Origin of the sequence: Bacillus daqingensis (genome assembly GCF_042654445.1) — a bacterium.
GTDB lineage: Bacteria > Bacillota > Bacilli > Bacillales > Salisediminibacteriaceae > Alkalicoccus > Alkalicoccus luteus.
Window position 1 is genome coordinate 80,964 of sequence record NZ_JBHSGK010000003.1, and the last position, 11,719, is coordinate 92,682.

At 47.2% G+C, this 11,719-nt stretch carries 15 protein-coding genes; 10 read left to right on the top strand and 5 right to left on the bottom strand.

Annotation, left to right across the window (positions count from 1 at the left end; all coding sequences use genetic code 11):
* Positions 1-6: 6 nt before the first annotated feature.
* Positions 7-138, bottom strand: a complete 132-nt coding sequence (locus ACFO4L_RS01535) for a hypothetical protein (protein WP_377907878.1) — start codon at positions 136-138, stop codon at positions 7-9.
* A 169-nt stretch (positions 139-307) separates the two neighbouring features.
* Between ACFO4L_RS01535 and ACFO4L_RS01540 the strand changes: the two genes are divergently transcribed.
* From ACFO4L_RS01540 to ACFO4L_RS01555, 4 genes are read left to right on the top strand one after another with little or no spacing between them, the layout of a single operon-like run.
* Positions 308-736, top strand: coding sequence for a MarR family winged helix-turn-helix transcriptional regulator (locus tag ACFO4L_RS01540; RefSeq protein WP_377907879.1), 429 nt, complete (start codon positions 308-310; stop codon positions 734-736).
* Between the two features lie 58 nt (positions 737-794).
* A complete protein-coding gene (locus ACFO4L_RS01545) occupies positions 795-1,364 on the top strand; it encodes an NADPH-dependent FMN reductase (protein ID WP_377907880.1) in 570 nt (189 codons plus the stop codon).
* A complete protein-coding gene (locus ACFO4L_RS01550) occupies positions 1,361-2,305 on the top strand; it encodes a ring-cleaving dioxygenase (protein WP_377907881.1) in 945 nt (314 codons plus the stop codon). The genes ACFO4L_RS01545 and ACFO4L_RS01550 overlap by 4 nt, the downstream gene beginning before the upstream one ends.
* Complete coding sequence (locus tag ACFO4L_RS01555; RefSeq protein ID WP_377907882.1) at positions 2,302-2,904, top strand: alpha/beta hydrolase; 603 nt, start codon at positions 2,302-2,304, stop codon at positions 2,902-2,904. Before ACFO4L_RS01550 ends, ACFO4L_RS01555 begins: the two co-directional genes overlap by 4 nt.
* Before the next feature lie 44 nt (positions 2,905-2,948).
* Here ACFO4L_RS01555 and ACFO4L_RS01560 read toward each other — a convergent pair whose 3' ends face one another.
* Entirely contained in the window at positions 2,949-4,559 is a 1,611-nt protein-coding gene (locus ACFO4L_RS01560; protein WP_377907883.1) for a glutathione ABC transporter substrate-binding protein, read from the bottom strand.
* 195 nt (positions 4,560-4,754) lie between these two features.
* On the opposite strand from ACFO4L_RS01560, the gene ACFO4L_RS01565 reads away from it, so the two are divergent.
* The 6 genes from ACFO4L_RS01565 (at position 4,755) to ACFO4L_RS01590 (ending at position 9,275) form a co-directional block, all read left to right on the top strand.
* Positions 4,755-5,177, top strand: coding sequence for a pyridoxamine 5'-phosphate oxidase family protein (locus tag ACFO4L_RS01565; protein WP_377907884.1), 423 nt, complete (start codon positions 4,755-4,757; stop codon positions 5,175-5,177).
* A 728-nt stretch (positions 5,178-5,905) separates the two neighbouring features.
* Complete coding sequence (locus tag ACFO4L_RS01570; protein ID WP_377907885.1) at positions 5,906-6,385, top strand: GNAT family N-acetyltransferase; 480 nt, start codon at positions 5,906-5,908, stop codon at positions 6,383-6,385.
* Between the two features lie 59 nt (positions 6,386-6,444).
* Positions 6,445-7,350: a phosphotransferase gene (locus tag ACFO4L_RS01575; RefSeq protein ID WP_377907886.1), complete on the top strand. Its 906-nt coding sequence runs from the start codon at positions 6,445-6,447 to the stop codon at positions 7,348-7,350.
* Between the two features lie 137 nt (positions 7,351-7,487).
* Positions 7,488-8,090, top strand: coding sequence for a CHRD domain-containing protein (locus ACFO4L_RS01580; protein WP_377907887.1), 603 nt, complete (start codon positions 7,488-7,490; stop codon positions 8,088-8,090).
* Positions 8,091-8,257: 167 nt separating this feature from the next.
* The gene (locus ACFO4L_RS01585) at positions 8,258-8,824 is read left to right on the top strand and encodes a DUF4256 domain-containing protein (protein ID WP_377907888.1); all 567 of its coding nucleotides are present in this window, start codon (positions 8,258-8,260) and stop codon (positions 8,822-8,824) included.
* A 319-nt stretch (positions 8,825-9,143) separates the two neighbouring features.
* Positions 9,144-9,275: a hypothetical protein gene (locus tag ACFO4L_RS01590; protein WP_377907889.1), complete on the top strand. Its 132-nt coding sequence runs from the start codon at positions 9,144-9,146 to the stop codon at positions 9,273-9,275.
* 31 nt (positions 9,276-9,306) lie between these two features.
* On the opposite strand, the gene ACFO4L_RS01595 is transcribed toward ACFO4L_RS01590, so the two are convergent.
* Genes ACFO4L_RS01595 through ACFO4L_RS01605 form a run of 3 tightly spaced genes read right to left on the bottom strand, consistent with a single transcriptional unit; the run spans position 9,307 to position 11,559 of the window.
* On the bottom strand, positions 9,307-10,623 hold the full coding sequence (locus ACFO4L_RS01595) for a hypothetical protein (RefSeq protein WP_377907890.1): 1,317 nt from the start codon (positions 10,621-10,623) through the stop codon (positions 9,307-9,309).
* Positions 10,620-11,027 (bottom strand): helix-turn-helix transcriptional regulator, encoded by a 408-nt coding sequence (locus ACFO4L_RS01600; RefSeq protein ID WP_377907891.1) that lies wholly within the window; start codon positions 11,025-11,027, stop codon positions 10,620-10,622. The genes ACFO4L_RS01595 and ACFO4L_RS01600 overlap by 4 nt, the downstream gene beginning before the upstream one ends.
* Positions 11,017-11,559: a sigma-70 family RNA polymerase sigma factor gene (locus ACFO4L_RS01605; protein WP_377907892.1), complete on the bottom strand. Its 543-nt coding sequence runs from the start codon at positions 11,557-11,559 to the stop codon at positions 11,017-11,019. Before ACFO4L_RS01605 ends, ACFO4L_RS01600 begins: the two co-directional genes overlap by 11 nt.
* Positions 11,560-11,719 lie beyond the last annotated feature (160 nt).

Consider the following 11,719-nt stretch of genomic DNA (forward strand, 5'->3'; position numbering starts at 1 on the left):
ACCCTCCTAATTCTCCAAAAGCTTTCCGGCGATAAGACCCAGCAGAAAGTTCGTGACGAGATAAACTCCGGCCCCTCCAAGAAGGAAGGTAACAATCGCTGCTGTGATTCCAAACGACACGGCCTGTGAAGACATCATGAATACCCTCCATCGCTGTCTAGCATTGCTACCAGTATAACCCAATCTGCTTCATTTTCATACGAACTAAAAACTTACATAAAGTAAGTTGACAACAAATAATAAGCGTGATAAGATTATCTCATATTCAAGATAATTTAATTCGAGATAAAAGACTGGAGGGATGGCGATGGAGCCTGCTGCCTGTTTGAAAGCAGTTGCTGTGCTTATCAAAGCACATGATTCGGTACACTCGTGTATTAAGCGCGATGCAGCGAAGGCCGGACTGAATCCAACAGAGTTTTCGGTGATGGAACTACTGCTGCATAAAGGCGCACTGCCAACGCAGGAGATTGGCAGGCGAGTGCTCATTTCAAGCGGAAGTATCACGTACGTTGTCGATAAGCTGGAAGCAAAACAGCTCGTCAGGCGCTCCCCATGCCCGACAGACAGGCGGATCACGTACACCGAGCTGACAGAAAACGGACGTGCATTAATCGATAAAGCGTTCTCCCGGCATCGAGAAAACGTGGAAAGCTTATTTGCTGAAGTGGAGTCCGAGCAGCTGGAGTCGATGATCAGCACATTAAAGCAAATTGGTCGAAAAGCAGAAGAGTAGTATTTTTTTAACCAATTATCTCGAATTCGAGACAAAACCCTTGAGGAGGAATATAATTATGGAAAAGCGTAAAATCGGCATTATTTTAGGATCAACGAGAGAGGGACGTGTCAGCCCGCAAGTAGGGGAATGGGTAAAGGCAATTGGAGACGAAAGAGGCGATGCAGAATACACGATTCTGGATCTTGCTGACTATAAGCTTCCGCTGCTTGGCGAACCGGGCGGAGATGCATCCGGAGCGGCAAACTGGGCAGCAGACGTGGCGGCTCAGGACGGATTCGTATTTATCGTGCAGGAGTACAATCACTCTATCAGCGGCGCATTAAAGAACGCCATGGATTATTTGAAATCAGAGTGGAACAACAAAGCAGCTGGCATCGTTTCGTATGGTGCGGCAGGAGGTGCAAGAGCTGCGGAGCATTTGCGCGGGATTCTCGGAGAGCTGATGGTTGCAGACGTAAGAGCTCATCCGACGCTGTCATTGTTCACTGATTTTGAAAACGGCTCTGTATTTAAGCCGGCAGACGTGCAGCGGAAAACGGTCGGCCAAATGCTCGATCAGGTAAACGACTGGTCAGAAGCAATGCGCTCTGTCCGAAACAAAAAGGAAGAGGTGAAGCAGACATGAGAACACAGGGAATCCATCATATTACGGCTATTGTGGGGCACCCGCAGGAGAACGCAGACTTTTATGCCGGCGTTCTCGGGCTCAGGCTCGTTAAAAAAACGGTTAACTTTGATGATCCAGGTACCTACCACCTGTATTTCGGCAATAAGACAGGAGAACCGGGTACGATCATCACCTTTTTTCCTTGGGCGAATGCCTTCCCTGGTAAAATCGGGAGCGGACAGGTCGGGGTCACCACTTACGTCGTACCGGAAGGCGCTCTTGCTTTTTGGGAAAACAGACTGACGAATCTGAACGTACACGTACAAAAAGAAGTACGGTTTGGCGAGACGTTTCTTGCGTTTGAAGATCCGCATGGTCTTCAGCTGGAAATCGTGGCAAGAGACCGAGGCAGCAAAAGCGACTGGGAGACGGAAAATATTTCGTCCAATGAAGCGATCAAAGGCTTTGGTGGTGCGATTCTGCTTTCCTCCCGGCCTGAGCAAACAGGAAAGCTGCTGACAGAAGGCATGGGTCTGCAGCTCATCGGACAGGACGGCGACTATATTCGCTACGAAGCGCCAGCTGAGCTCGGAAATATCATTGATATTAAACAAACGCCGGTCGGAAGCGGCGAAATGGGCGTCGGCATGGTCCATCATATCGCCTGGCGTGCTGCGGACGACGCCGAGCAGATCGAATGGCAGGAGCACATCCGCAACCTCGGCTACGGTGTAACCGACGTGCGCGACCGTCAGTACTTTAACGCAATTTACTTCCGGGAGCGTGGACATCTCTTGTTTGAGATTGCAACCGATCCACCAGGATTTATGCGAGATGAGCCAATCGAAGCGCTCGGGGAAGAGCTGAAGCTGCCGGAGCAGTTCGAAGCGCAGCGTAAAAAAATTGAGCAGCATGTGCTGCCGTTTACAGTACCTATTCAGAAGAGAGAAAAAGCATGAAGCATATCTATCAGCAAGGTCATGAGGACAAGCCGGTTTTATTAATGCTGCACGGAACAGGAGGGACAGAGCACGATTTACTCTCGGTTGCCTCCATGATTGATAAAGAAGCTTCCGTGTTAAGCGTCCGCGGCAACGTATCAGAAAACGGGATGACACGGTATTTCAAACGTCACGCACCGGGCATTCTTGACCAGGAGGACCTCGCCTACCGCACCGATGAACTTTTTGAATTCATTAAGCAGGCAGCGGACGATTATGGATTCGATCCTTCCCGCGTGGTCGCCGTCGGGTACTCAAACGGAGCGAATATTGCCGCTAATCTGCTTCTGAAAATCAAAGGCAGCCTCGCTGGTGCGATCCTGTACCATCCGATGATTCCAAACAAGGATGCTGTGGTGCCTGATCTCTCCAACGTGCCCGTTTTTATCGGCGCCGGGATCAACGATCAGATGGTGCCGATGGATGAAACGGAAAAGCTACGGGATATATTGCAGGAAAACGGTGCCGAGGTCTCCATGAAGGTGGAAACGAACGGCCATCAGCTGACCGGCACGGAAATTGACGCTTCGAGAGAGTGGTACGAGCAATCATTTTAACGAAAAACGACGCCCGGGGGAACATGCCCCAGGGCGTCGTTTTTTTATTCAGATCGTGTAACGGGGAACATATCGTACAGACTGCTTGGATGAATCACAACGTTTTCCACGTCTTCCTGCAGGCCGGCGAGGTGTTCGATGTGATAAAGCGGCACGAGCGGCAGGTCATCCATAATGAGCTCCTGTGCGTCGAAATAAAGCTGCTCGCGCTCCGTTTCATCGCTTTCCTGACGGGCAGCTTCCAACAGGTCATCGACTTCGCTGTTCTCATAAAACGTACGGTTTCCGGAAACGCCGCGGCTCTCCGAATGGAATACCGGATACAATCCATAATCGGCATCACCGGTCACGGTGCCCCAGGAGCTGATAAACATCGGTGCGTCTCCATCATTCAGGTGATCGCGGTGAACGCCTGATTCCATCGAGATGATGTCTACAGTGATTCCAATCGGAGCGAGCTGTGCCTGAATTATTTCCGCAGCGTCCTGCCAGGCACGGGAGTCATCGACCCACAGCTCTGTCTCAAAGCCTTCGTCAAATCCGGCTTCTGCCAGCAGATCCTGAGCTGTTTCCATGTCCTGTTCAATTTGTTCCAGCTGATCGGATGCTCCAAATACTATAGGGGCAAGCGGTCCTTTAGCGGGCTGGGCTGTTCCGTTCATCACCGAATTGACAATGTCCTCTTTATTCACTGCAAGCGCGATTGCTTCACGTACAAGCGGATCGTCGAACGGCTCTTCCTCGGTCTGAAATCCTAAGTAGGCAAGTGATGCACTCTCATAGCGGGCGACCTTTGTATCTTCATTGTCTTCGACTCGCTGCACATCGTTTGGATTTAAGTGTCCGATGATCTGTGCAGAGTCCGTTTCCAGCTGACCAACGCGGGTTAAATCCTCCGGTACAATTTCAAACGTCAGCGTTTCTGCCCCGGGTTTCCCGTTCCAATAGTTCTCATTTTGGACCAGTTCATACGAAGAACCAGGCTCCTGCTCTGCCAGAACATAAAAACCGGTCCCGATTGGATTTTCGTTCACAACGCTTCCAGGATCCGCGCCTTCTTCTATGGCAGCGTAGTCTTCTTCAATGACAAGCGGACTGATCTGCTGGCCGGCAGGATGAGCGAAGTGGGTACGGAGCGGCGCAAATGGATACTCCGTATGAATAAGCAGGGAATAGTCATCAACGAGCTCTACTTCTTCGATCATGTCAAACATGAATGCAACGGGGGAGGCTAGGTCCGGATCTAGCATCCGCTCAATGTTCAGCTTTACCGATTCTGCGTTCAGTTCGGAACCGTCATGAAATTCAATTCCCTCCTGAAGCACCACTTCCCACGTCGTATCATCCACCTGTTCAAACGATTCTGCGAGACTCATCTCCAGCTCCAGGTTTTCATCTGTCGATACCAACGTATCGTAAATCGTCCGTTTCACGTTCAGCGACGGATGATCATTTCCGAAATGCGGATCAAGCGAGCTTACGTCCGAGGCCATATTAATCACAAGCGCGTCCGGATCGGCTTGCTCCTCATTCGAAGCATCAGCTCCGCTCGCTTCGGTATTCTCAGAAGTCTCGTCCGTATTGTTAACAGGCTCTCCTTCACCTGCGCACGCCCCAAGCAGCACCAGCGCGCTAAGTCCAATTACCTTTTTCATCATCATCTCTCCTCTCATCTGTTTACTAGAATATCGCTTAATCTATATAAAGTAAATAGATTTTGTCGGGATTAAAAAAGTCAGAAAATTGAAGGTGCTTTACTTGGATAATATGAAGTTTGGATGGTTTACCTTAATTGAAAAACAGGAATGAGTGCTTTAGCAGGTAAACTATTGGAAAAGGGGTTTTTGCACATGAACCAGGATCAGCTTAAACAACGCATAGCAGAAATTATGGATGAGAATAAAACAGGCGTTTTGTCCACGGTGGAAAATCACCAGCCGTACGCTCGCTACATGACGTTTGTATATAAGGATATGACGCTTTACACGCCGACAAACAAAGAAACGTATAAAACCGAGGAAATTGAGAAGAACAAAAACGTGCACGTCCTGCTTGGCTATCAGGGAGAAGGCTTCGGTGATGAGTACGTCGAGGTCACCGGGAATGCGGAGATTCGCGATGATAAAAACCTGATTGAAGAGCTGTGGTTTGAAGATCTTGATAACTGGTTTGAAGGGAAAGATGATCCGAAGCTGATTTTCCTCGAAATAAAGCCGGAGCGCGTCCGTCTGATGAACGGCAAGGGAGACCCTCCGCAAACGCTGGACCTGTAAATTGCATATGAATCAAAATCTGTACGGAGAAAGGGGTATGCCCCTTTCTCCGTTCAGGCTGTTGAAAAAGTCTTTCAACTTACATATTTGTTCGTTTGATTGTATTTCCCCTCCGCTTACCGAGCCTGCCGTGGGCTGGCCTTCAGCTATTTCTCAGGGCGACCCCTGAGAAAGGATCTTCAGACTGCGCTGATCCCACGGGCGTCCCCGCCGGACACATCGGGGAAACGGCTCTGATTCATGGAGAACAACGTCACGACAGGCAGGTGCGACCGCTTTTTTTAACCTTTTATACGGAATTGTAGGAAGAATTGGCATCCCTATTCAACATCGAAACGTCGTATAGGGAAGGTTCTATCCGTATGGAAGCCGATCGTGCAGGCCTAACCACACATATGAACCGTACTGCCAGCTGCCGACGTCGAAGGAGCTCGACTCCTGGAGGATCAGAACGAGGCGAAGATCCGGCGGACGGAAGAAGGAAGCGGTTAGCTGAGCCCGTTCCCTCCGGAAAGCGAGTGTCCGCAGATACAGGCAGATGCAACGTTATTCACTTAAAATGACTTTATGAACACTCTGTATGGAGAAAGGGGAATGCCCCTTTCTCCGTTTTTTATCATGCCGGCTGCAATTACCTTCCTCTGCAGCTGTTTTCATGAGTTCGGTCTCATTTGATCGGGCTTTTTTGATAGGATAAAGACAGGCATTCAGCATGAAGGAGGGTTTCGATGAACGGTGAACTTGTATTAAAACGATTGACGCCGGACTCAGAAAGCGTGGCCAGTCTCCGTGCGCTGAACCGGCTCTACGCAGAAGCATTTGACGAGCATGACATGTATTTGGCTAAGCCGCCGTCAGAAGCTTATTTGCTGCGGCAGCTTCGTAAGGAAGACACGCTCGTATGCGCAGCGTGTATAGAAGAAAAAGTTGTAGCGGGTTTAACAGCATATGTGATGCACAAGCTGGAGCGTGAAACGTGTGAAGTGTACATTTATGATCTGGCCGTTGATGCAGCTTACCGCAGGAGAAAGATCGCAACAAAGCTTCTGCAATATGTGGTCGAGGAGGCAAAACAACTCGGGGCTTCCGCCGTATTTATCCAGGCTGACGAAGGCGATGCGCCGGCAGTGGCGCTTTACGACAAGCTGGGGGAACGGGAAGTGGCGTATCACTATGATATTTTCGTAAAGCAGGAACCAGGTTCCTGACAACAATAGTCATGCTTATCCCTCATACAGGAAAGAAACAGCAGAGCAGGAGGAACAAAATGACGATACCGGAAACAGTGAAAGCAGTATTTGGGAACGATTACCTCGTTACATCAGTCACGCCGGTGAGAGGCGGCACGCAAAAAACCGTTCACCGTATCACCTGTTCAAATGGGTTTATGTTTTTACACTATGCGTGGGATGACGACAAGAATCTGTTTCAGGAAGAAATGGAAACAAGTAAGCACCTCTTCAGCATCGATAGCTTTTTGGACAATGGTAAACAGATTCGCTCTGCCGGTATAGCTGTGCCAGACATTTACTATGCTTCAAACGAAACACGAACGGCGTTTGTCGAATGTATAACAGGACCGGATTTTCAGAGAGAACTGGAACGTGGCACGGAAGCGGATAAAAAGAAAGTTTCGGCGGAAGCCGTTGACGTAGCAATGGCCCTGCACGAACTGACCCGGAAATCGTGGGGAACTGTTCGCTCTCCCGAAGCTGGAAGCTGTATCGAGCCTCATGAAAAAGAAGCATACACTAACCTGCAGTTTATCTCTTCAAAAAGGAAGCTTCCTCTTAGCGCGCTGCACTCTCGTCTCAGCCTGCTGGCTGCGGATATCGAACCTCGGAATAACTATGCGTTTGTACACGGAGAGCTCGGTCCGAATCATTTGCTTCGCTCTTCATCAGGCGAGCCCGTGCTGATTGATATCGAAGGAGCCCGCTATTACGACAGGGAATACGAGCTGTCCTTCATGTCTTTTCGATACCCGTATTGGGAAACACCAGCTACCTGCGATCAAAACAGATTTCACTATTATTTGTTCGGACATCACTTGTCTCTGGCTGCTGGTGCGATTAAGCTTCAGGAGCGTGGATATGAGGACCAGAACTTCGCTCGCACACTCGAAGCGTTTCATCTGAAGCGCCTGCAGCACTTTCCACTTCTTCCACAATGACAGGCTGAAAAGGAAAGATATTGGTAAATAAAGCGTAATATGGATACCTCTTCCTCTGAAAGCGTTTCATTTTTCTGAAAATGGAAATAGAAGAAGCAGCCGGCTTTATGCGGCAAATTGGAAGAGGAGTGAAGAAAATGAAAAAAGCATTGATCGTCTCTACTGCTTCAGTTGTCGCGTTTGTCGGGTTTACCGGAGCTGTTTCGGCAGCGCATGAAGGCCAGTCGTTCATGGGGGAGCTGACTCCTGAGCAGGAAGTTCAGGACGTAGACAGTGATGCTAGCGGCCACATCCATGTTGATGTCAGCGAGGACGGAGACTCTCTCTACTTTGAAGTAGAAGCGTCCGGATTAACAGACACACTGGCGGGGCATTTACATAGCGGCCCGGCTGGAGAAGATGGTCCAGTAGAATTGTTCCTCTTTGAAAACGATGAGCCGATGGATTACGATGGTGAAATCGCTTCAGGTACACTTACTGAAGATGATCTTGTCGGCGATCTCAGCTGGGAAGAATTTTCGATGGAGCTGGTAGCCGGAAATATTTATGCAAACCTTCATACGGAAACATTCCCGGATGGTGAAATCCGCGGTCAGCTGGAAATGGCCGAGGAAGGCGACGAAATGCCGGATACAGCGACTAACGGTCTGCTTTACACCATGCTCGGGCTGTCAGCAGCTGCCGGAGGCGGTATGCTTCTTGCAGGGCGCAGAAAAAAAGCGGGAAGTGAAAAAGCCTGACAGGTTGCAGAAGATAAAACCCTCGAGATGCGTCTCGGGGTTTTTCCACGTCAAAAGGCGTATGACTTTCATCGTCGTGTAAGAGAAGCAATCTAGGGTATACGCCTTTTTATGAAAACAGTGTATACTAAATGTGACACATATCGACACGACTGGAGGAAATGCAAATGGCTGATTACACGTCGAAGCTAACAGAAGAGGCACGCTCTGTACTGTTGGAAAAACTGAAGCAGCGGTTTGAAGAAAACATGCATCGGCATGAAGGATTGAAATGGGAAGGTATTCAACAGAAGCTCGAACTGGATCCGCAGAAATGCTTTGCGCTTTCGGAAATGGAGCGAACCGGCGGAGAGCCGGACGTTCTTTGCTACGTACCGGAACGCAGCACGTATTTATTCATGGACTTTGTCGCGGAAAGCCCGAAAGGACGCCGCAGCGTCTGCTATGACAGGGAAGCCTTGGAGTCCAGAAAAAAATACAAGCCGGAAACCAGTGCCGTCGATCTTGTCCGCGAAATGGGCGTGACGCTGCTGACGGAAAATCAGTACCGGCAGCTGCAGGAAAAAGAGCACGTCGATCAGAAAACATCCAGCTGGCTGGACACGCCGGCAGATATCCGCAGCAGAGGCGGAGCGCTTTTTGGGGACCGCCGTTACGGCCATGTGTTCACCTACCACAATGGGGCAGACTCTTACTACGCTGCACGAGGCTTCCGCACTGCATTAGAAGTGTAGAATTGTTTGTCATTATTTTCTAAAGGGTACATGAAGAAAAACCACACCCAAGCAGATCCTTCCCATACTGCCGCGTCCCCAACAACTGTCTGCTGGAGAGGAGAGGTGCAGCATGAAAGGGAAGCCCGTGTTCTTTTACGTAGTCGTCTTTTTTATCGGTCTCATCGTCGGCCTGCTTCTCATCGGCCCGCTGATTCCCTGGTAGCCTTCACAATGTTACACAGGAAATAGGTCCTCAGCGTCTGTTTATAACAGGCGCTTTGTTGTTTACTAGACGAAACAGCACTTTCCCATTTTAACGGGAGAGGAGGAGAAAATCGTGGGTAAAAAACGAACGGAAGAGGAAGAAACGGTCAGAGAAGCATTTGCTGGTCTTTTTGGCGGCTTCGGCCTCATGATCGTGGTCTTTCTTATCGTCCATTTTGTCATCGGTTTTCCAGCGTTTCAATAAGCAGCGAAAGAAGAAGCTTTGGAGTAATTATTTACTCGGAAGCTTCTTTTAATTGCCTCTCATTGAATAGAACAAACCGCTGCCGATGTATATTAATGACAATGCCGAACAGTGCAGCATAATAGATTTGCATGGAGGAACCTGGAGTAATAAAAGGCATTGGTAGAAAAGTGGCTGCGACTAGACCTGAACTTGTTAAAAGGTTCCAAAGAATAGGGAAAACAAGCAGAAAGACAGCACCCCAGCCAATTATTCTCAAAGGATAGTATGTAACAGCGTTAATATTCCAAAGTAGTTTACTCACAATCAACAGCAAGAGCATGCAAGTAAATAGTGCAAATAGAATTCCGCCATAATGTATAACAAATAAAAATGTATAGTCAAAGGGAAGTAAATAAAATGTATCACTGTTGATTCCTGCGTGCGAATTACCAGCTATCCATTTCGCTTGAGATAAAATGGTCGGGATATATTGAGCGTGATACGTATCACTCCCCCAAGTAAAAATCCCATTCAAACGTTCTGCTGCATAGCCATAGTTAGAAGAAAAATAGAATACGATTATCATCACTGGCAGCCAAGTAGTTGAAAACAAGGTTAATCGATAACGGATATTTTTTAGGGTGAACATAGTTCCTGCAGTTGTAAGCAATAAAAATAGTCCTGCTAAAATCAAATTAGGCAGAATTAAAAAAGAACTAATAGTCATCCACACCATTGTTATATATAGGAAAAGAGTTCGTTTACTAGCGTGTCTTATACTGGAAAGCAGGCCAGACCAACCTAATAGAAATAAAAGTGATAGTGCAGCAGGCACGTTTAGATAAAAAATATCAAAGACAGATAAGAAGACAAGAGAACCGGAATTTGAAATACCTTTTACAGTTGCAAACATGCCTATGATCAGTGCAGCTAGGATAAAGAGAGACCAGTATCGTAGCAATTTTTGGATGGGAACTAAGATCGTTACTATTATTGTCAACAAAACTAGTCCGTACAAGTCTGCCTGCATTACCAGCATGTAATAGGCAGGATATGCAGAGTCCCATGACTCGACAAAATAAGCAATTACAAGTCCAATTCCTAATAATATGACAATTAAACTGATAAGCAACCAATCCGTTTTTGGGCGATGAATCTTATTTAAGCTTTTTCCAGTGCGGACCGGACTGCCCATTTGACATACTGCCTTTTCAATAGATGCGGATTCGGAAAACCCGCGCAGCTTGTATGTCTTGATAAGCGCATGTAAATGAGCTTCCAATTCAGCACGAATACCAACATGCGCATCTTTAAAATCAATATGATTTAACACAGAGTCAATGTAGGTGCGAATCTGATCATTCATAGATGTATCCTTACTAATTGTTTGACCTGATTGTGTACACTTCGGCTTTTTTCTTTTAACTTAGCTGCCGTTCTTCTGCCTCTAAAAGTTAATTGATAACGTCGTGTTTCTTCGTCCCATTGCCCCTCAATCCATCCTTTTTCTTCGAGTAAATGAAGAAGTGTGTAAATATCTGCTTCGTTATGATGAAAATGACTGTGAGAATCGCTTAATAAGGCAGAAGAGATCGTGAAGCCATCCTTTGCTTCCTGTTCAAGCGAATAAAGAATTGCAGTGATACTGGATGTTTGAAAATCCGCCCATTCCATCGCCTGTTTTTCCTTAATAGCTGATTGTACAGAACGTTTTCTCTCAGTCGAAAAAGAAAGTCGGTTAAGATACGATTGCTGCAGCTTATTTTTCATAATAATATCCCCCTGTTAATCCTCTTAATCGTTCCCTTGCCTTTTTTAATCGAGACTTAATTGTATTTGCGTTTCCATTCGTTAACTCAGCAATTTGCTTTACCGTTAATTCCTCATAATAGTGAAAGTAAACGGCCTCCCTTAATGGTATAGGCAGCTTCATAACAGCTGATGCCAGCGCATTTGATTCTTCTCTGCTAATGATATCGTCTTCTAAAGGCTTAGTCTGGCCAGGAAGAAGCTTATCAAACAAGGCAACTTTTCTGAAGTGCCAGCTCCGCACGTGATCTTTGCAATGATTTATGGCAATTTTAAATAACCACGTTTTGAGCGAAGCTTGCTGATTGAATGTCGGTAGCTTTTCATAACATTTTATGAATATTTCCTGCGTTAAGTCTTCTGCAGCTGCAGCATTATTTGTATATGTAAAGCTCAGACGCACGATGGCATCCCCATATTCATTCATCAGCTCCTCAATGATTAATGAGCGGTCTACCGGTAAGGTTATATCAATTGCATCCGAAGATTCCATTTTTTTTCACCTCCTCTATAGTGTAGACGAAGCCAGCTCAAATTTGGTTGATAGATGGAACTTATTTGTTGGAGATAAACCAGTAATCATTCCAAGAGTGTTCGGGTAGTCAATCATGTTCCTCAGCATGAAAGCTCTTATAGACAGCGCAGCAGCTTTG